Below are 17,235 nucleotides of genomic sequence, written 5' to 3'. Positions count from 1 at the left end.
GACCTGGGCACGTCTTGCGAGTCAAACACACCTGGCAAGCCCAAGCAGAATTCAGGCCACTCTCAGGTGCGGTGTTCCCAGTCACCCGCCCGAGGTCTCGCCGGCCTCCTCGCGCGTCGCCCAGCCGCTGCCGTCGGTGTCGTCGAGCCACCCCTCGGGCAGCACCACACGCTTGCGCGGGGAGCCCTGACGCCCGCGCGGCGAACCGAGCTCGGCCACCGGATAGGGGGCGGTGGGGTCCAGCTCGGCGAGCAACCGGTCGAGGGTGGCGAGGCTGTCGATCAGGGCGAGCGCGTGGCGCAGCGGACCGCCGGCCGGGAAGCCCTTGAGGTACCACGAGACGTGCTTGCGGAACTCCTTGCAGCCGCGCTCCTCCCCCATGTGCCGGCTCAGCAGCTCGGCGTGGCGGCGCATCATCGTGCTCACCTCGCCGAGGGTGGGCAGGGTGGCCACCTGCTCGCCGGAGAAGGCGGCGGCCAGGTCCCGGAAGAGCCAGGGCCGCCCCAGGCAGCCGCGACCCACGACCACCCCGGCGGCGCCGGTCTGCTCGACCATCCGGACGGCGTCGGCGGCCTCCCAGATGTCGCCGTTGCCGAGCACCGGGATGTCGACGTGCTCGACGAGCCGGGCGATCGCGTCCCAGTCGGCCTCGCCGGAGTAGGCCTGCTCCACCGTGCGCCCGTGCAGCGCGATCGCGGCGACGCCGCTCTCCTGCGCGATCCGGCCGGCGTCGAGGTAGGTCAGGTGCTCGTCGTCGATGCCCTTGCGGGTCTTCATCGTCACCGGCACGTCGTACGGCGTGGCGGCGCGCACGGCCGCCTGCAGGATCTCGCCGAGCAGGCCGCGCTTGTAGGGCAGCGCCCCGCCACCGCCCTTGCGGGTCACCTTGGGCACCGGGCAGCCGAAGTTGAGGTCGATGTGCGCGACGCCGTACTCGGCGCAGAGGATCTCGGCGGCCTTGCCCACGTAGGCGGGGTCGGTGCCGTAGAGCTGCACCGAGCGCACCGTCTCCAGCTCGTCGAAGACCAGCATCGAGCGGGTCACGGCGTCGCCCTCGACCAGGCCGCGGCTGGTGATCATCTCGCACACGTAGAGGCCTGCGCCCTGCTCGGCGCACAGCCGCCGGTAGGCGGCGTTGGTGATCCCCGCCATCGGCGCCAGCACCACGGGCAGGTCCACGCGCAGGGACCCGAGCGTGAGCGAGGAGGGCAGGGCATGCATGGCGGCCATTCTTCCCGGCCGCCCAGCACCGCCCAAATCAGCCCTTCCGGGCCTTGCCCCTCTTCTTCTGGCGCTTGCGGTCCTTGCGGTCCTTGCGGGCCGGCTCGGCGTCGGTGACCTCGCCGGTCCAGGTGATCGGGTCGAAGGCCTGGGTGGGGCGGAAGCTGGCCGCCTCGAGCACGCCGCGCGCGGGCGCCAGATACACCAGGCAGAGCTCGGCCTTGGCCCCGGTCGGGAACTTCGCGGGCAGCGCGGTGCTCGGGCACGGGGCGAAGGAGCTGCCGAAGGTGGACTGCTGGATCAGCGTGTCGGTGCCGTCCACCACGTAGAGCGGCACCGGCACCTGGCCCAGGTCGCTCTCACCGACGTTCTCCACCGAGACGTGCACGTAGTAGGGAGTGGAGGCGCGACTGGCCTCGTCGAGGCGCCAGCCGGAGAACGCCCGCATCGTGGCCCGCTCGAAGCTCTGCGGCGTCAGCGAGAGCACGCCGGTGGTGTCGGCGCGCGGCTCCCAGGCCACCACCGCCTCCTCGCCCAGGCTCAGCTCCGAGCCGGGGTCGGTGAGCTCGACGCCGGCCGGCACCTCGGGGTAGGCGGCGGCCGAGGTGGTGGCGTCCGAGGCGGCGTCGTCGCCGTCCTCGCCCGAGCACGCGGTCAGGACGAGCAGGGCACAGAGCCCGGCGGCGGCGAGCCGGACCGCCCGCGAGGGGGAGGCTGCGCGGGCGAGGGGCGACGTCATGGCGTCATTGTGCATCACGGCGCTGCCGCCGACGCCGCCCCCACGCGGCGGCTCAGCAGCCGAGCAGGCGCTCGCCGAAGTAGCGCGAGATGCCGTCGAGGCTGATCCGCTCCTGGCTCATCGAGTCACGCTCGCGCACCGTCACCGCGTTGTCGTCGAGGGTCTCGAAGTCCACCGTCACGCAGTACGGCGTGCCGATCTCGTCCTGGCGACGGTAGCGACGACCGATCGCCCCGGAGTCGTCGAACTCGACGTTCCAGTTCTGGCGCAGCTCGGCGGCCAGCGCCTTCGCCTTCGGGGAGAGGTCGGCGTTGCGCGACAGCGGGAGCACCGCGACCTTGACCGGCGCCAGACGCGGGTCGAGGCGCAGCACGGTGCGGGTGTCGACGCCGCCCTTGGTGTTGGGGGCCTCGTCCTCGGTCCAGGCGTCGACCAGGAAGGTCATCAGGCTGCGCGAGAGGCCGGCCGCCGGCTCGATGACGTAGGGCACGTAGCGCTCGTTGCTGGCCTGGTCGAAGTAGGACAGGTCCTGGCCGGAGTGCTGCGAGTGCGTCTTCAGGTCGAAGTCGGTGCGGTTGGCGATGCCCTCGAGCTCGCCCCACTCCGAGCCGGCGAAGCGGAAGCGGTACTCGATGTCGACGGTCCGCTTGGAGTAGTGGCTCAGCTTCTCCTTGGCGTGCTCGTAGTGGCGCAGGTTGTCGGGGTTGATGCCGAGGTCGGTGTACCAGCGGGTCCGCTCGTCGATCCAGTACTGGTGCCACTCCTCGTCCTCGCCGGGCTTGACGAAGAACTCCATCTCCATCTGCTCGAACTCGCGGGTGCGGAAGATGAAGTTGCCCGGCGTGATCTCGTTGCGGAAGCTCTTGCCGATCTGGGCGATGCCGAACGGCGGCTTGCGCCGGCTCGAGGTGACCACGTTGGCGAAGTTGAGGAAGATGCCCTGAGCGGTCTCCGGGCGCAGGTAGTGCAGCCCGCTCTCGTCCTCGGTGACGCCGAGGTGGGTCTTGAGCATGCCGGAGAACTGGCGGGGCTCGGTCCACGCGCCGCGGGTGCCGCAGTTGCTGCAGGCGACGTCCTTGAGGTCGACGTCGTCGGGGTTCTCGATGCCCTTCTTCTCCGCGTACGCCTCCTGTAGGTGGTCGGCGCGGAAGCGCTTGTGGCAGGACTGGCACTCGGTCAGCGGGTCGTTGAAGGTGTCGACGTGACCGCTGGCCTCCCAGGTCTGGCGCGGCAGGATCACGCTGGAGTCGAGGCCGACGACGTCCTCGCGCGCCTGGACCATCGACTTCCACCACTGGCGCTTGATGTTGTCCTTGAGCTCGACGCCGAGGGGCCCGTAGTCCCAGGCCGAGCGGGTGCCGCCGTAGATCTCGCCACAGGGGTAGACGAAGCCTCTGCGCTTGGCGAGGGAGACGACGTGATCGACGATGGATGCGGGCGGCTTGGCCACGGGACTGCTCCTGGGATCGGGACCGGCCGGCTGGCTGCCGACCGCAAGCGCTCAGCCTAGCGAGCGGGTGCGCGCGGTGTTCAGGTCGCCTCCGGGGACGACCACCTCGTAGGCCGACGGCTCGTCGAGGGCCTGCGCGAGCAGCCCGACGGCGCCCACCTTCACGTCGTAGGCCGACAGCGCGCGCCGGTAGGCCCCGACGTGCTCCCAGCGGGTGGTGAGCACCCACAGCGCCGGGTCGTCGACGTTGCGCCCGACGGTGCCGCCGAGGTAGCCCGGGCATCGCGCCAGCAGCGCGTGCGCGCCCTCGACGTCGCTGCGGAAGGCCTCGGCCCGCTCGGCGGCGACCCGGAACCTGTTCACGACCAGCATCGGCCCACCGTAGCCACCGCCCCGACGAGACCGAGGACACGCCTCGACAGATTGACAATGATTCTCACTTTGCTGAGAATCGTTCTCATGCACCGCCTTCTCCGCCCGAGCGTCGCCGTCGCCGCCACCGCCCTGCTGCTGGCGGGCTGCGGGACCGGCTCGGACTCGGCCGGGACCTCCGGCGACACGCTGGAGGTGGCGGCCGCGTTCTACCCGCTGGAGTACGTCGCCTCGCGGGTGGGCGGCGAGCACGCCGAGGTCACCAACCTGACCCGCCCCGGCGGCGAGCCGCACGACCTGGAGCTCGCCATCAAGGACACCGCCCGGCTCGCCGGCGCCGACCTGGTGGTCTACCTCGAGGACTTCCAGCCGGCCGTGGACGCCGCCGTCGAGGAGAACGCCGAGGGCGCCGTGCTCGAGGCGGGCTCGGCGGTCGACCTGCAGCCGTACGCCGAGCACAGCGACGAGGCCCACGAGGACGAGGGGCACGACGAGGAGGGCCACGACCATGGCGACGAGGACCCGCACTTCTGGCTGGACCCGCTGCGGATGGCCGAGCTCGGCGACGCCGTGGCGGACGAGCTGAGCGAGCTCGACCCCGACCATGCCGACGACTACGCCGCCAACGCGACGGCCCTGCGCACCGACCTCGAGAGGCTCGACGCCGAGTACGAGAAGGGGCTGGCGTCGTGCGAGCGCGACCTGGTCGTGGTCAACCACGACGCGTTCGGCTACCTGAGCCGCTACGGGCTGCACCTGGAGCCGATCGCCGGCCTCTCCCCCGACGCCGAGCCGTCCCCGGCGGACCTGGCCCGCCTGCAGGAGCTGATCCGTGACGAGGGCCTGACCACGGTCTTCTCCGAGAGCCTGGTCAGCCCCAAGACCGCCGAGACGCTGGCCGCCGACGTGGGCGTGCGCGCGGACGTGCTCGACCCGCTCGAGGGTCTCTCGGACCAGACCTCCGGGGAGGACTACCTCTCCCTCATGCGCGCGAACCTGCGCGCCCTGCAGAAGGCGAACGGCTGTTGAGACACGACTCCCCGCCCCAGACTGCCGTCGAGGTCCGCAACGGCTGTGTCGAGATCGCCGGGCGACCGATCCTGCGCGGGATCGACCTGGCGGTGCGACCGGGCGAGTTCGTGGCCCTGATGGGGGCCAACGGGTCCGGGAAGTCGACCCTGGTCCGGGCGATGACCGGGCTGCGTCCGCTGGCCGGGGGCGAGCTGCGGCTCTTCGGCACCCCGATCCGCTCGTTCCGGGACTGGCAGCGCATCGGCTTCGTCCCGCAGCGCCCCGGCGCCGCCAGCGGGGTGCCGACCTCGGTCGCCGAGGTGGTCGCCTCCGGGCGCCTCACCCGGCGCCGTCTGCTGCGCCCGATGAGCGCCGCCGACCGCCGGGCGGTGAGCGACGCGCTCGAGGTCGTCGGTCTCGCCGACCGCGCCCGCGACGGCGTCTCCACCCTCTCCGGCGGCCAGCAGCAGCGGGTGCTGATCGCCCGTGCGCTCGCCGGCGAGCCGGAGCTGTTCTTCCTCGACGAGCCCACCGCGGGCGTCGACCTGCCCAACCAGCAGGCCCTGGCCCGCGCCCTCGAGCTGCTCTCCGGGCGCGGCGCGACGATCGTGCTGGTCGCCCACGAGCTCGGCCCGCTGGCGCCGCTGGTGCACCGCGCCGTGGTGATGCGCGACGGCCGGGTCTCCTACGACGGTCCGCCGCTGAGCGCCGAGGACCTGATGGCCGAGCACGGGCACCACCACGCCGGGGCCGCGCGCCCCGACCACACCCCCCACGTCGGCTCGCCGCTCGATCCGGCCGATCCCGAGGACCACCTCTGATGACCGACCTGCTCTCACTGGCGTTCATGCAACGCGCGCTGGTCGCCGCGCTCTTCACCGGCTTCGCCGCACCGATCGTGGGCATCTACCTGGTCCAGCGCCGACTGGCCCTGATGGGCGACGGGCTGGGACACGTCGCGGTCACCGGCGTCGCCCTCGGCCTGGTCACCGGCACCTCCCCGACCTGGACCGCGGTGGTCGTCGCCATCCTGGGCGCGGCGCTGATCGAGATCATCCGCGAGCGCGGACCGGCCAACGGCGACGTCGCCCTGGCCCTGCTGTTCTACGGCGGCATCGCCGGCGGCGTCCTGCTCGCCGGACTGGGCGGGGAGAGCGCCTCGCGGCTCAACCAGTTCCTGTTCGGCTCGCTGACCTCGCTCAGCGACGGCGACGTCTGGTTCACCGTGGCGCTCTCGCTGGTGGTGGCCGCGCTCGGCGTGGGGCTGCTGCCCCAGCTGTTCGCGGTGGCCCAGGACCAGGAGTTCGCCCGGGTCGCCGGGCTGAACGTGCGCGCCTACAACCTGCTGGTCGCCGTGCTCGGCGCGGTCACCGTGACCGTCGCGATGCGCACCGTCGGCCTGCTGCTGGTCTCCGCGCTGATGGTGGTGCCGGTCGCGACCTCCCAGCAGCTGATGCGCTCCTTCCGGACCACGCTCGCGCTGGCCACCGCGCTCGGGGCGGGCGCCGCCGTCGGCGGGCTGCTGTTCGCGGCGTGGCTCGGGGTCGAGCACGACGCCAGCGTGGCCACCGGCCCGACGATCGTGCTGCTCTCGCTGGCCGGGTTCGCGCTCACCTGGCCGCTGGGCGTCTGGCTGCGTCGGCGCCGACGCCTACGGGTGCCGTTCCCCATCCTCGGGGACGAGGCCGTGCGACCGGCTGAGGCGCATCCCCACGCGCACGGGCCGGGCTGCGGCCACCAGGCCGTCGAGCACGGGGACCACGTCGACTACCTGCACGACGGGCACCGCCACGCACCCCAGGGAGGCCACTATGACGAGCACTGAGCCCTCGCCGAACCCGCCGCGGCCCGCCGTACGGCCCACCCGCCAGCGGCTCGCCGTCATCGAGGCGCTCGAGGCGTGCTCCGACTTCCGCTCGGCCCAGGAGATCCACGACCTGCTCGGGCGCCGCGGCGAGCAGGTCGGCCTGGCCACCGTGTACCGCACGCTGCAGCGACTCGCCGACCACGGCGAGGTGGACATGCTGCGTGCCGCGGACGGGGAGGCCTCCTACCGGCGCTGCTCGGAGAGCCACCACCACCACCTGGTGTGCCGCGCCTGCGGCGCCACCGTGGAGGTGGAGGGCCCGACCGTCGAGCGCTGGGCCGCCTCGGTGGCCGCCCAGCACGGCTTCTCCGCGGTGAGCCACACCCTGGAGATCTTCGGCACCTGCCCGACCTGCCGCGGCTGACCGGCCACGGCCGGACCCGGATTCTCAGCGGTTCGGCTGGGCTCCGCCGTAGCGCCGGTCGCGTCGGGCGTAGGTGTCGATCGCGGCCCAGAGGTGGCGCCGGTCGACGTCGGGCCACAGCACGTCGCTGAACACGAGCTCGGAGTAGGCGGCCTGCCAGAGCATGAAGTTCGAGAGCCGCTGCTCCCCCGAGGTCCGCCAGACCAGGTCGGCGTCGGACTGCTCGGGGACGTAGAGATGGCGGGCGAACATCCGCTCGTCCACCTTCTCCGGGTTGATCCGTCCTGCGGCCACCTCGCGGGCGATGGAGCGTGCCGCGTCGGCGACCTCCGCGCGGCCTCCGTAGTTGACGCACATGGTCAGCGTCAGCACGTCGTTGTCGCGGGTGAGCTCCTCGGCCACCTGCAGCTCGCGCACCACCGACTTCCACAGCCGCGGCGCGCGCCCGGCCCACCGCACCCGCACCCCGAGCTCGTGCATCTCGTCGCGGCGCCGGCGGATCACGTCGCGGTTGAAGCCCATCAGGAAGCGGACCTCGTCGGGCGAGCGCGACCAGTTCTCGGTGGAGAACGCGTAGGCCGACACCGCCTTGACGCCGATCTCGATGGCGCCCTCGACCACGTCGAACAGCGAGCTCTCGCCCTGCTCGTGCCCCGCGGTGCGCGGCAGTCCGCGCTCCTTGGCCCACCGGCCGTTGCCGTCCATCACGATGGCCACGTGCCGGGGCACCAGCTCGGGGGGCACCGACGGGGGACGCTCACCGGAGGGATGGGGGGTCGGAGGACGAACGGCGCGCTTCACAGGCGAAAGACTAGGACCTGCTCGCGCGCCACCTATGCTGTCCCCGGGGCCGCACCCCTCGGCGGTGTGCCTCAGAGGAGGATGCGCCGTGGCCAGCATCGACCAAGAGATCGAGCACCAGCTCTTCATGCTCTTCCGGCGCACGTTCGCCATCCACGTGGTGACGTCCTCGGGGGCCTACGAGCTGGACCGGTCCACCTACGGGATCCTCTGCCTGCTCGCCGACGAGGGCCCCCAGCGCCTGGGCCGGATCGCCTCCGCGTTCAGCCTCGACCCGTCCACGATCACCCGCCAGGTGCAGGCCGTGGTCCGCCTCGGGCTCGCGGAGAAGGCCGTCGACCCGCAGGACCGCCGGGCCAGCATCGTGACGCTGACCGACGAGGGGCGACTCGCGGTGGACAGTGCCCGCGGGCACCGCCGCCAGATGCTCACCACGATCCTGGCCGACTGGTCCACCGAGGACCGCGCCGAGTTCCTGCGCGGCCTGACCCGCTTCAACAACACGATCTCGGAGTGGATCGAGAACGACGCCATCCCCGGGCAGCCCCCGCCGCCCGAGTAGCGGCGCTCAGCGCTCGACGTACTCCAGCGAGCGCAGCCCACGCTCGAGGTGCCACGCGACGTAGGCCGAGACCAGGCCGCTGGCCTCGCGCAGGTGCCGCGGCTCCGCGGCCTCCACCACGTCCCACTCCCCGGCCAGCAGGGCGCCCAGCACCCGGATCGTCTCCGCGGGCGGCGACGCGGACCCGGGCAGCCGGCAGGCCGCGCACAGCACACCCCCGGCGGAGGGGTTGAACCACCGATGCGGCCCGGCCACCCCGCAGCGCACGCAGTGGTCGAAGGACGGCGCGTACCCGGCCACCGACAGCGAGCGCAGCAGGTAGGAGTCCAGCACCTGGTGGGAGCCCCGCTCGCCGGCGGTCAGCGCTCGCAGCCCGCCGACCAGCAGCAGGAACTGCTGCACGGCCGGCTGGCCCTCCTCCACCACCAGCCGGTCGGCGGTCTCGAGCATGGCCGTGCCCGCGGTGTAGCGGTCGTAGTCGAGACCCAGTCCGGCCGAGAAGGGGTTCAGGGTCTCGGCCTGGGTGACGGTGTCGAGGTTGCGGCCCTCGGCGAGCTGCAGGTCGACGTGGGTGAACGGCTCCAGGCGCGAGCCCCAGCGCGACGTAGTGCGACGCACGCCCTTGGCCACCGCCCGCACCCGCCCGCGGTTGCGGGTCAGCAGCGTCAGGATGCGGTCGGCCTCACCCAGCTTGTGGGTGCGCAGGACGATCGCTTCGTCGCGGTAGAGGGGCACCCCCCCATTGTGCCGTGCTCAGGCGCCGGCGCGGCGTCGGCGCGACGTGGCGCTCGACTGGGGCCAGCAGGCGAGCGCGAAGCGGGTCGCCTCCTCGTCGAGGCGGCGCGGGCGCACCCGCCACTCCAGCACGCTGGTGGCCCGCACGAACGTCGCGTGGGGCATCTCGCTGGCCAGCATCGCCGCGTCGGCGGCCGGGTGCAGCGGGTCGGAGGGGTGTCCCACCACCAGGGCCGGCATCCGCAGCGCCCGGCGCTGACGAGAGGAGGGCGCGATCCGGCCGAAGCAGACGCCGTGCACGAGGGCGGCCATCGGCGCCGGTCGCTGGTCGCAGATGTCGAGCCCCACGCCGAGCCAGAACGGCACCAGGCCGCGCGGGATCTGCCGGGTCACCCGCCGTACGGCGCTCACCGAGAGCGGCAGGAACCGGGAGGCGAACAGCAGCGGCACCGCGGTGAGCAGGCCCGCCTCCAGCGCGTTGTCGAGGACCGGCATCTCCGCGATCAGGCCGCGCACCCGCTCCGGGGCCGCGACGGCCACCTCGAGGGCGACGTTCGCCCCCAGCGAGGTGCCGCCGATCACCGCCTCCTCGGCGCCGAGGTGGTCGAGCAGGGACACCACCTGCTCGGCGAAGGCGGTGGTGGAGTAGACCAGTGGGTCCGCCGGGCGGTCCGAGCGCCCGTGCCCGAGCAGGTCCAGGGTGACCACGTGCAGCCCGGCCGCGGCGAGGCTGCGCGCCAGCGGCTGGTGCATCCGGCGCGGCATCAGCTGCCCGGGCAGCAGCACGACCCAGGACCCGCCCGCGCCGTACTCGGTGTACTCCAGCCGGTCACGCTCCCCGCCGCTGCCCACGAAGAACTGCCCGATGCGTTCGGAGACCACGACCATGACGGCAATGTAGTGGCTGAGCGGGCCGCGCGCCTGCGATCCTCGGCCGATGAGCGATGTGGAACTGCGCCGGGTGGGCCCCGAGGACTGGCGGCTGTGGCGTGCCATCCGCCTGCGCGCGCTGGAGGACTCCCCCGACGCGTTCGGCTCGACGCTGGCGCGCGAGCGCGCGTTCACCGAGGCCGAGTGGCGCCAGCGCACCAGCGGGCTCGCGGTGGTGGCGCTGGTCGACGGCGTGCCGGCGGCCCTGGGCGCCGGGATCGGCGAGGCGCCGGAGCCGGTGCAGGTGGTCGCGATGTGGGTCGACCCCGCCCACCGCGGCACGGGCCTGGGCGGGCTGGTGCTCGACGAGATCGTCGCCGGCGCCCGCGCCGAGGGGCGCGGCAGCGAGCTCGACGTCGTGCACAGCAACGCGACCGCGTGGTCGGCGTACCTGTCGCGGGGCTTCGTGCCCACCGGGCAACGGCGTCCGCTGCGCCCCGGGTCGGACCTGGTCGCCGAGCGTCTGGTGCTGCCCCGCGACGAATCGTGTCCGGGTCGTCACTGAAGTCGCCCCGCGACGCGTCTGAGTACACGAGACTGACCCCATGAGCTCCTCGGGACGCGTCCGGCCTGCCCAGCTGGGCGTGCTGGCTTCCGCCGCGGGCATCGTCGTGACGGCGGTGCTCGCGGTCGCGTTCACCCCCGGCGACACCTACGTCGCGCACTGGTGGCCGGCGGCCGGCATCGCGATGGCCCTGGTCGCACTCGGCCCGCGCTCGTGGTGGCCCGGGCTGGGTGTGCTCGTCGCCGTCTGCTCCGCGGCCGGGAACCACCTGGGCGGGGTGCCGCTGGGCCTGGCCGCTGCCTTCGGCGTGGTCAACGCGTGCGCCGCCGTCACCGCGGGGCTGTGCCTGCGCCGTGGCCCGGGGCCGCAGCTGCGCACGCTCGAGGACTTCGTGCGCCTGGTGGGCGCGGTGCTGGCCGGGGCCGGGGTCAGCGGCCTGGGCTTCGCGGGGATCGTCGCGCTGACCGGCTCGGACCCGTACGCGCGCGCGTTCCTCACCGTGGCCGCCGCCAACGCTGCGGCGGACCTGGTGATCGTCCCCCTGGTGCTGACCTGGCGGCGCTCGGCTGCGCCGTACCGGCGCCAGGAGCTGCTGGTGCAGTGCCTCGCGCTGGCCGTCGTGCTGACGGTGGCGTTCTCCCCCGCCCAGACGCTGTCCCTGGCCTTCCTGCCGCTGCCGCTGCTGATCTGGGCGGGCCTGCGGATGGGGGCCCGGGTGACGAGCCTGCAGCTGGTGGCGCTGTGCGTCATCGTCACGCTCACCGCGGCCCAGCGCAGCGGACCGTTCGCCCACGGCCTGGGCGACGTCGCCCTACCGGCGCAGACGATCAACGCGCTCGTCCAGGCCTACCTGGTCTGTGCCGCCCTGATGGCGCTCCCGCTGGCGCTCACCGTCGAGCAGCGTCGCGAGCTGCTGGCCGAGGTCTCCGCCCGGGAGCGGCTCTTCCGCCGCAGCTTCACCGACTCGATGGTGGGCATGGCGCTGCTGCGCCAGACCCCGCGAGGGCTGGAGATCACCGACATCAACGCGGTGGCGACCCAGATGCTCGGCACGGAACGTGACGCGCTGATCGGACGACCGCTCGGCCGGGTGGTGGAGACCTCGGCCACGACCTCCGAGATCCTCGCCGGGGTCGGCGCCGAGTGCTGCTGGCGCGGCGAGGTACGACTGCCCGGTCGCCGCGACACCCTGCTGGAGATCGCGGTCTCCTCCCTGGGCGACTCCGCGGGCGAGCCGGCGTTCTCCGCTCAGATCGTCGACCTCACCCCCGAGCACCAGGCCCGCGAGCACCTGCGCGCCGAGCGCGAGCTGATCCGCGCCACCGTGGAGACCACGGCCTGCATGATCCTGCTCGTCGACCTGCAGGGCACGGTGCTGCGCAGCAATCCCGCCGCCACCCGGCTCACCGGCTTCACCTCCGAGCAGCTCGAGGGCCGCCCGGTCTGGGAGTGCATCGTGCCGCCCGCCGAGCGCGCGCACGTGCAGGGCCTCTTCTCCCCGCTGGACGTGCGCGAGTTCCCGCGCGCCCAGGAGACCGACACCCACTGCGCCGACGGCGGGCGGCGTCGGGTGGTGTGGAGCAACGACTGCGTCCACGACGACGACGGGGCGCCGCTCTACCTGGTGATGACCGGTCTGGACGTCACCGAGGAGCGCAGCAGCACCAGCCTGATGACCCACCTGATCCAGGCCGACAACACCACGGCGCTGATCGGGGTGGACAACCACGGCCTGATCACCGTGTTCAACACCGGCGCCCGGCACCTGCTGGGCTATCCGGCCCAGGAGATGGTGGGACGGCGCTTCACCGAGATCCTGGCCGCCTCGCACACCAGGTCGTGGCCGCGCGAGGCCGACGGCACCGTCGCCTTCGCGCCCCTGGTCGCCGAGCTGCGCCACACCGGGACGCCCCAGCTCGGGGACTGTGCGTGGACCACGAGCACCGGGCGCGAGATCACCGTCTCGATGACGCTGAGCATCGTCAAGGACGCCTCCGAGCAGGGCATCGGCTTCCTGTGCGTGGCCCGCGACGTCACCGAGAAGCGGCGCGGCCAGGAGATGCTGGTGACCGCGCTCGAGAAGGAGCGCCACGCCGTGGAGCGGCTGCGTCAGCTCGACAACGCCAAGAACGACATCGTCTCCACCGTCAGCCACGAGCTCCGCACCCCGGTGACCAGCATCGTCGGCTACACCGAGATGCTGCAGGACGGCTCGATCGTGGACGCCCTCCCCGAGCAGGTCCCCTTCCTCGCCGCCATCGAGCGCAACGGCACCAGGCTGATCGCGCTGGCCAACGACCTGCTGATGCTGTCCGGCCTGGAGTCCGGTACGGCGACCTGGCAGCGCGAGCGGGTCGACCTGGCCGAGGTGGTGCACCGTGCCCGGGTGGCGCTGGACCCGCTGCTGGCCGGGCGCAAGCTGGAGGTCGTCTTCGAGATGGCCGAGCAGGAGGTCCCCGTGGACGGGGACCCGGCCCACCTCGAGCGGGTCGCGTTCAACCTGCTCAACAACGCCGTGAAGTTCACCGAGGACGAGGGCCTGATCCGCTGTCGCGTGGAGCGCGACGGGGCCAGCGCGGTCCTGGTCGTCTCCGACAGCGGCATCGGCATCCCGGTGGAGGAGCAGGCGGGCCTGTTCCAGAAGTTCTTCCGCTCCTCCACCGCCCAGGCGCGGGCCATCCAGGGCACCGGGCTGGGGCTGTCGATCATCGCCTCCATCGTGGAGGCGCACGGCGGGGTCATCGACGTGGAGTCCGCGCACCTGGCGGGCACCACGTTCACCGTGACCCTGCCGCTCACCACGTCCCACGCCGGCTGAGCCGGCCGGGCCCGGCGAGGGCCCGGCCGGCCCTCAGGCGCGGTTGACCGCGGAGATGACCGCCTTCAGCGACGCGGTGACGATGTTGGCGTCGATGCCCACGCCCCACAGCACCTTCTCACCGACGGCGCACTCGACGTACGCCGCGGCGAGGGCGTCCCCGCCCGCCGACAGCGCGTGCTCGTGGTAATCCAGGACCCGGACGTCGCCGCGGTGCTCGTAGGCGGGGTTGCCGGCGGCGTGCTCGTCGGCGACGAGCCCGTTGAGGGCCTGGACGAACGCGGCGATCGGGCCGTTGCCGGTGCCGGAGAGCAGACGCGCCTCGCCGTCCACGTAGACGTTGACCTCGAGCGCGTCCTTCTCACCGGCGGCCGAGGAGGTGTGCACGGAGTTGAGCTGCAGCGGGGCGGTGCGCTCCAGGTACTCGGCACGGAACACGTCCCAGATCGCCTCGGGCGGCATCTCGCCGCCCTCGGAGTCGGTGTGCTCCTGGATCACCCGGCTGAACTCGATCTGCGCGCGGCGCGGCAGGTCCAGCTTGTGCTCGGCCTTGAGGATGTAGGCGACGCCGCCCTTGCCGGACTGGCTGTTGACCCGGATCACCGCCTCGTAGGAGCGGCCCACGTCCTTGGGGTCGATCGGCAGGTAGGGGGCCTCCCAGGCGATCTCGGAGACCGGCTTGCCGGCCTGCGCCGCCTGGCGCTCGAGGTCCTCCAGGCCCTTCTTGATCGCGTCCTGGTGGGAGCCGGAGAACGCGGTGTAGACCAGGTCGCCGGCGTAGGGGTGACGCGGGTGCACCGGCAGCTGGGTGCAGTACTCGACCGTGCGGCGCACCTCGTCGATGTCGCTGAAGTCGATCTGCGGGTCGATGCCCTGGCTGAACAGGTTCATCCCCAGCGTCACCAGGCAGACGTTGCCGGTCCGCTCGCCGTGCCCGAACAGGCACCCCTCGACCCGGTCGGCGCCGGCCATCAGGCCCAGCTCGGTGGCCGCGACGGCCGTGCCGCGGTCGTTGTGCGGGTGCAGGCTGATCGCGCTGTGCTCGCGGCGGGTCAGCCCGCGCGAGAAGTACTCGATCTGGTCGGCGTAGGTGTTCGGCGTCGACATCTCGACGGTCGCCGGCAGGTTGAGGATGATCTCGCGGCCCGCCTCGGGCTGCCAGACGTCGGAGACGGCCTCGCAGACCTCGAGGGCGAAGTCGGTCTCGGACTGGGTGAAGATCTCCGGCGAGTACTGGTAGCCGAACTCGGAGAACGCGGCGCCCAGGCTCTGCTCGGCGTACTTCAGCACCAGCTCGGTGCCGCGCGTGGCGATGGTGCGGCACTCGGCCTCGGTGACCCCGAAGACGACGCGGCGAAACAGCGGAGCGGTCGCGTTGTAGAGGTGCAGCGTGGCCCGCTCGGCGCCGACCAGCGACGCGACGGTGCGCTCGATGAGGTCCTCACGGGCCTGGGTCAGCACCGAGATCCGCACGTCGTCGGGGATCCGGTCCTGCTCGACCAGCTGACGCACGAAGTCGAAGTCCGTCTGGCTGGCGCTGGGGAAGCCGACCTCGATCTCCTTGTAGCCCATCTTCACGAGCAGGTCGAACATCTTCAGCTTGCGCGCCGGCGTCATCGGGTCGATCAGCGCCTGGTTGCCGTCGCGCAGATCGGTGGAGAGCCAGCGCGGGGCAGCGGTGATCTTCTTCGCCGGCCAGGTCCGGTCCGGTACGTCGACCGGCACGAACGGGCGGTAGCGTGCCACCGGCATCCCGCTGGGCTGCTGCTGGTTGCTGGCGTTGCTCAGGTGGTTCATGGGTGTCCTCGCTGGTGGCTGACCGGTAGGACCACGGTCAGGGTTTTCGGGGGGCGCCGGCAGGCACACACACTCCGCAGCGAGGAGGTCCGGCTGGTCAGACCTCGCTGCGGCAGCGAAGGAGAAGGCGTCGCATGATCATGACGAAGACCACCTTAACGCATAGGTCGGGTCGGTCCCGGGCAATGTCGCCCCCATGGATCCGATGAGCAGCCCGACCGACCCCTGGGGCATCCAGCAGGACTGGATCGACGCCGACGGGCGTCCCCAGCGCCTGCCGGACGAGACCGTCGAGCTGCTGCGCGGCGCGCTCGGCCTACCCCCCGAGGGCCACCGACACCGCATCCCGCTGGTCACCCGGCCGGGGCGCGCCACCGGCCTGGGCACCGTCGAGGTCACCTGCGAGGACGGCAGCGTCCGCACGGTGGGCGACACCCTGCCCGAGGACTTCCCGCTGGGCTACCACCGGATCACCGGCGCCGAGGACGCGCACGCCGTCGGTCGCCGGCTGATCGTCTCCCCGGGACGCTGCTGGCTTCCCGCGCACCAGGAGTGGGGCTGGGCGGTGCAGCTCTACGGCGCCCGCTCGCACGACAGCTGGGGCATCGGGGACCTCGCCGACCTGGGGCGGCTGCGCAGCTGGACCGAGAGCCTGGGTGGCGGCTTCCTGCTGATCAACCCGCTGCACGCGGTCGCGCCGGTCTCGCCGCAGGAGGCCAGCCCCTACCTGCCGGCCACCCGTCGCTTCCGCAACCCGATCTACCTGCGCGTGGAGGACGTGCCCGGCTACGACGCCGCGCTGGCGGCCGCCTACGAGGAGCGGCGCCGCCTGCTCAACGCCGGCGAGCTGATCGACCGCGACGCCGTCTGGGCACTCAAGGGCGAGGCGCTGCGTGCGGCGTACGACGCGGCGCCGGCGGACCCGGAGCTGACGACGTGGCGCGAGCAGCAGGGCGAGGGGCTGCTCACCTTCGCCACCTGGGTGGTGCTCGTCGCCGAGCACGGCCCGGACTGGCGGACCTGGCCCGAGGGGCTGCGCCGCCCCGACAGCGCCGAGGTCGGTGCCTTCCGCTGCGCGCACGCCGACGAGATCGACTTCCAGGCGTGGCTGCAGTGGCAGCTCGACGTGCAGCTGCGCCACGCCACCGGCGCCACCACGGTGATCCAGGACCTGCCGATCGGGGTCTCCGGCGCCGGCTCGGACGCCTGGGCCTGGCAGGACGTGCTGGCCGACGCGATGACCGTGGGCGCTCCGCCGGACATGCTCAACTCGACCGGCCAGGACTGGGGCTCCCCGCCGCTGGTGCCCTGGCAGCTCCAGGCCGCGCAGTACCAGCCGTTCATCGACGCGGTCCGCGGCACGATCGCCGGGGCCGGCGGCCTGCGCATCGACCACGTGATGGGGCTCTTCCGGCTCTGGTGGATCCCGCAGGGACACGGGGCCCGAGAGGGCGGCTACGTCCGCTACCCCGCCGAGGACCTGCTCGACATCGTCGCGCTGGAGTCGCACCGCGCCCAGGCGATCGTGGTCGGCGAGGACCTCGGGGTCGTCGAGCCGGGCGTGCGCGAGACCCTCACCGAGCGCAACATCCTCTCCTACAAGGTGCTCTGGTTCGAGGACCAGGAGCCGCAGGACTGGCCGGTGTGCGCGCTGGGGGCGGTGACCACCCACGACCTGCCGACGGTCGCCGGGCTGTGGACCGGCTCGGACGCCGAGGACGCCCTGGCGAGCAGCACGATGACCCACGAGGACGTGCACTCGGGCCGGCGCGAGCTGCTCGGCCGGCTGCGCCGCCACGGCCTCGACGAGCAGGCGAGCGTCGCCGAGGCGGTGGACGCCGCCTACGACCAGCTGGGCCGCTCGCCGAGCCTGCTGCTCTCGGTGGCCCTGGAGGACGCGGTGCTCGAGGAGCGCCGGCCCAACGTGCCGGGCACCGTGCAGCGCGCCAACTGGCGGGTCCCGCTGCCGCTGTCGGTGGAGGAGCTGACCGGCTCCGAGGACGCGCTGCGCCTGGCCCGCCGCGTGGACGAGGCGGTCCGCGCCCGCCGGCGGGGCTGAGCCG

Annotated in this window: 16 protein-coding genes; 8 read left to right on the top strand and 8 right to left on the bottom strand. The window is 72.8% G+C overall.

Annotated elements, in window-relative coordinates:
• Nucleotides 1-81 precede the first annotated feature (81 nt).
• Genes dusB through AC6EH9_RS09845 form a run of 4 tightly spaced genes read right to left on the bottom strand, consistent with a single transcriptional unit; the run spans nt 82 to nt 3,782 of the window.
• Nucleotides 82-1,221 (bottom strand): tRNA dihydrouridine synthase DusB, encoded by a 1,140-nt coding sequence (dusB, locus tag AC6EH9_RS09860; RefSeq protein WP_498422655.1) that lies wholly within the window; start codon nt 1,219-1,221, stop codon nt 82-84.
• A gap of 37 nt (nt 1,222-1,258) precedes the next feature.
• Nucleotides 1,259-1,960 carry a hypothetical protein gene (locus AC6EH9_RS09855; protein ID WP_498422653.1) on the bottom strand — a complete coding sequence of 234 codons (702 nt, stop codon included), beginning with the start codon at nt 1,958-1,960 and terminating at the stop codon, nt 1,259-1,261.
• 52 nt (nt 1,961-2,012) lie between these two features.
• Nucleotides 2,013-3,410 carry a glycine--tRNA ligase gene (locus AC6EH9_RS09850; RefSeq protein ID WP_498422651.1) on the bottom strand — a complete coding sequence of 466 codons (1,398 nt, stop codon included), beginning with the start codon at nt 3,408-3,410 and terminating at the stop codon, nt 2,013-2,015.
• A gap of 51 nt (nt 3,411-3,461) precedes the next feature.
• Complete coding sequence (locus AC6EH9_RS09845) at nt 3,462-3,782, bottom strand: antibiotic biosynthesis monooxygenase family protein (RefSeq protein WP_498422650.1); 321 nt, start codon at nt 3,780-3,782, stop codon at nt 3,462-3,464.
• An 87-nt stretch (nt 3,783-3,869) separates the two neighbouring features.
• Between AC6EH9_RS09845 and AC6EH9_RS09840 the strand changes: the two genes are divergently transcribed.
• The 4 genes from AC6EH9_RS09840 to AC6EH9_RS09825 are packed head-to-tail and all read left to right on the top strand — an operon-like array spanning nt 3,870 to nt 7,024.
• Nucleotides 3,870-4,811, top strand: a complete 942-nt coding sequence (locus tag AC6EH9_RS09840) for a metal ABC transporter substrate-binding protein (protein WP_498422648.1) — start codon at nt 3,870-3,872, stop codon at nt 4,809-4,811.
• Nucleotides 4,808-5,614, top strand: coding sequence for a metal ABC transporter ATP-binding protein (locus AC6EH9_RS09835; RefSeq protein ID WP_498422647.1), 807 nt, complete (start codon nt 4,808-4,810; stop codon nt 5,612-5,614). Before AC6EH9_RS09840 ends, AC6EH9_RS09835 begins: the two co-directional genes overlap by 4 nt.
• Entirely contained in the window at nt 5,614-6,618 is a 1,005-nt protein-coding gene (locus AC6EH9_RS09830; protein WP_498422645.1) for a metal ABC transporter permease, read from the top strand. Before AC6EH9_RS09835 ends, AC6EH9_RS09830 begins: the two co-directional genes overlap by 1 nt.
• Nucleotides 6,605-7,024, top strand: a complete 420-nt coding sequence (locus tag AC6EH9_RS09825; RefSeq protein WP_498422643.1) for a Fur family transcriptional regulator — start codon at nt 6,605-6,607, stop codon at nt 7,022-7,024. The genes AC6EH9_RS09830 and AC6EH9_RS09825 overlap by 14 nt, the downstream gene beginning before the upstream one ends.
• 24 nt (nt 7,025-7,048) lie before the next feature.
• On the opposite strand, the gene AC6EH9_RS09820 is transcribed toward AC6EH9_RS09825, so the two are convergent.
• Nucleotides 7,049-7,825, bottom strand: a complete 777-nt coding sequence (locus AC6EH9_RS09820; RefSeq protein WP_498422641.1) for an isoprenyl transferase — start codon at nt 7,823-7,825, stop codon at nt 7,049-7,051.
• A gap of 88 nt (nt 7,826-7,913) precedes the next feature.
• On the opposite strand from AC6EH9_RS09820, the gene AC6EH9_RS09815 reads away from it, so the two are divergent.
• A complete protein-coding gene (locus AC6EH9_RS09815) occupies nt 7,914-8,387 on the top strand; it encodes a MarR family winged helix-turn-helix transcriptional regulator (RefSeq protein ID WP_498422639.1) in 474 nt (157 codons plus the stop codon).
• 6 nt (nt 8,388-8,393) lie between these two features.
• Here the strand turns inward: AC6EH9_RS09815 and recO are convergent, their stop codons facing one another.
• Together recO and AC6EH9_RS09805 are read right to left on the bottom strand one after the other, a co-directional pair.
• Nucleotides 8,394-9,122: a DNA repair protein RecO gene (gene recO, locus AC6EH9_RS09810; RefSeq protein ID WP_498422637.1), complete on the bottom strand. Its 729-nt coding sequence runs from the start codon at nt 9,120-9,122 to the stop codon at nt 8,394-8,396.
• Nucleotides 9,123-9,140: 18 nt separating this feature from the next.
• Nucleotides 9,141-10,010 (bottom strand): alpha/beta fold hydrolase, encoded by an 870-nt coding sequence (locus AC6EH9_RS09805; RefSeq protein WP_498422635.1) that lies wholly within the window; start codon nt 10,008-10,010, stop codon nt 9,141-9,143.
• Nucleotides 10,011-10,059: 49 nt separating this feature from the next.
• Here AC6EH9_RS09805 and AC6EH9_RS09800 point away from each other — a divergent pair, with 49 nt between their 5' ends.
• Nucleotides 10,060-10,557, top strand: coding sequence for a GNAT family N-acetyltransferase (locus AC6EH9_RS09800; protein WP_498422633.1), 498 nt, complete (start codon nt 10,060-10,062; stop codon nt 10,555-10,557).
• A gap of 40 nt (nt 10,558-10,597) precedes the next feature.
• Nucleotides 10,598-13,375, top strand: coding sequence for a PAS domain S-box protein (locus AC6EH9_RS09795; protein WP_498422631.1), 2,778 nt, complete (start codon nt 10,598-10,600; stop codon nt 13,373-13,375).
• 33 nt (nt 13,376-13,408) lie between these two features.
• Here the strand turns inward: AC6EH9_RS09795 and leuA are convergent, their stop codons facing one another.
• A complete protein-coding gene (gene leuA / locus AC6EH9_RS09790; RefSeq protein ID WP_498422629.1) occupies nt 13,409-15,172 on the bottom strand; it encodes a 2-isopropylmalate synthase in 1,764 nt (587 codons plus the stop codon).
• A gap of 205 nt (nt 15,173-15,377) precedes the next feature.
• Between leuA and malQ the strand changes: the two genes are divergently transcribed.
• Nucleotides 15,378-17,231, top strand: a complete 1,854-nt coding sequence (malQ, locus tag AC6EH9_RS09785; RefSeq protein ID WP_498422627.1) for a 4-alpha-glucanotransferase — start codon at nt 15,378-15,380, stop codon at nt 17,229-17,231.
• The last annotated feature ends 4 nt before the right edge of the window (nt 17,232-17,235 follow it).

This window comes from Nocardioides sp. Z21_20 (assembly GCF_059766585.1).
Note: the sequence above shows the minus strand (reverse complement) of the source record. Positions and strands in the feature narration are given on the sequence as shown.